General features: G+C 40.2%; 3 protein-coding genes. All 3 read left to right on the top strand.

Translation table 11 applies throughout. The annotated features are described in order from the left end of the window. Positions 1-29: 29 nt before the first annotated feature. The 3 genes from PX481_RS28575 to PX481_RS28565 all read left to right on the top strand — a co-directional run bounded on the left by PX481_RS28575 (position 30) and on the right by PX481_RS28565 (position 1381). Positions 30-182: a hypothetical protein gene (locus PX481_RS28575; protein ID WP_288097328.1), complete on the top strand. Its 153-nt coding sequence runs from the start codon at positions 30-32 to the stop codon at positions 180-182. 196 nt (positions 183-378) lie between these two features. Next, the gene (locus tag PX481_RS30280; RefSeq protein ID WP_288026627.1) at positions 379-609 is read left to right on the top strand and encodes a hypothetical protein; all 231 of its coding nucleotides are present in this window, start codon (positions 379-381) and stop codon (positions 607-609) included. After that, positions 506-1381, top strand: a complete 876-nt coding sequence (locus PX481_RS28565) for an IS4 family transposase (protein WP_502888645.1) — start codon at positions 506-508, stop codon at positions 1379-1381. The genes PX481_RS30280 and PX481_RS28565 overlap by 104 nt, the downstream gene beginning before the upstream one ends. Positions 1382-1670 lie beyond the last annotated feature (289 nt).

The raw sequence follows: 1670 nt of genomic DNA, 5'->3' as shown, positions 1-1670 counted from the left end.
CCTTATAGAGACAGACATTACCGCGATTTTTGTCAATTGTTTGCGATCTAGAGCGAACTAATCAATTAAATCTCTTGCCAGATAAGGATTTAGTCGATTTATGCCCCCATATCGAACCATACCAAGTCCCGAAGAGCCGTAAGTGTGATTGCCTGAGCAGAATTTATTCCGATGAAAGATAATAGCACAGCACCAGTAACTGTTGTAATTGATGCATGAAAAATTAGACGATTCATGATGAATTTTCTCCTTAATTTGATTACTTCAAAACTTTAACAATCGAACTGAAACAGATTACTCTTCAAAAAACTGGCTCTTCGGTTTGTGTTATGCAATGGACGGGGGTTATAAGGGATGGAACCCTTATAGAGAAAGGCATTGCTTCGATTTTGGCCAATTGTTTTCTATCTAGAGCGAACTAATCAATTAAGTCTCTTGCCAGATAAGGATTTAGTCGATTTATGCCCCCCTATCGAACCATACCAAGTCCCGAAGAGCCAGTGTTATTTGGATAGCCGATGGCTCAACCCTAGAGCAGCTGAGGAAAAGGCTGAAAGCTTCCGAGAAGGAATCTGGGAAATTGGCTGGAAGAATAATGATGATTGTTGAGGCATTTACGCAAGTACCTGTGACAGTATGGTCTCATAAAAATGAGAGATGTAACGATAAAGTATGGGCAGAACAATTAATAAATGAGCTACCTACATCAGGCTTGCTAGTCGTTGACCTAGGCTTTTTTAGTTTTCCGTGGTTTGACCAATTTACTAAGGAAGAAAAATATTTTCTTACCCGCATGAGGGGGAAAACATCTTACCAAATAAAGCAATTTTTGTCCGCAGGAAAACTTTACCGAGATGAGATTATTACCCTCGGTCAGTATCGCTCTAATCCTTGCCATTCGACCGTCAGATTAGTCTCAGTTCTTTGGGGAAATACTTGGTATGATTATTTGACAAACGTGCTTGATTCTGAACAACTATCCGCTGAGGAAGTTTGTGATTTGTATAGAAGAAGATGGCAGATAGAAGAAGCTTTTCTCTTAACTAAGCGACTCTTAGGACTGGCCTATTTATGGGTTGGACTCACTAACGGCGTACAAATCCAAATTCTCACTACCTTGATTTTCTATACTGTTCTCACTCAGATAGTTCAAGATGTGGCTGTAGCTCTCCATCAGCCGCAAGAAAAAATTTCTGTCGAGATGGTTTTTAGAAGCCTTTACTATGTAGCGAAGGCTTTCTCTCGGGGCGAAAACCCAGATGTAATCAGCTATTTAGCCGAACGCGCTCAACTTTTTGGACTGATTAAAGCTGAACGTCAGCGACATCGAGAGAAAGAGGCTCTCCATCGACAACTATGGGAACCTCTTCCCTTAAGTTGACACCAATGACCGCGTTCGCCAAAAAGGTACATTATCAAAGCGCAAGTCCCTAAGTGCAAGAGTGTCTATTCTAACTGAGAAGTTAATTTTGTCCTATTTAAGTAGGTAGTCGTTAAAAATTATCAGACACCCCCCTTATCAAGCTATCCATTAGTCGGATCTTTCTTAACAAAAAGAGAAGAAACTTAAAAAAAGGGGAAGCTAGTGATAGGTATAGTTTGGAAAGAAGGAATTAAGGTGGAGTTAAGCAAAAAAAGGGAGAAATGGGCAGCCCAAGAATTACAGTATG

The sequence above is a fragment of the Microcystis sp. M53603_WE2 genome, from assembly GCF_030065435.1.
The sequence above is the reverse complement of the archived record's forward strand: the minus strand, read 5'-3'. Positions and strand labels throughout refer to the sequence as shown.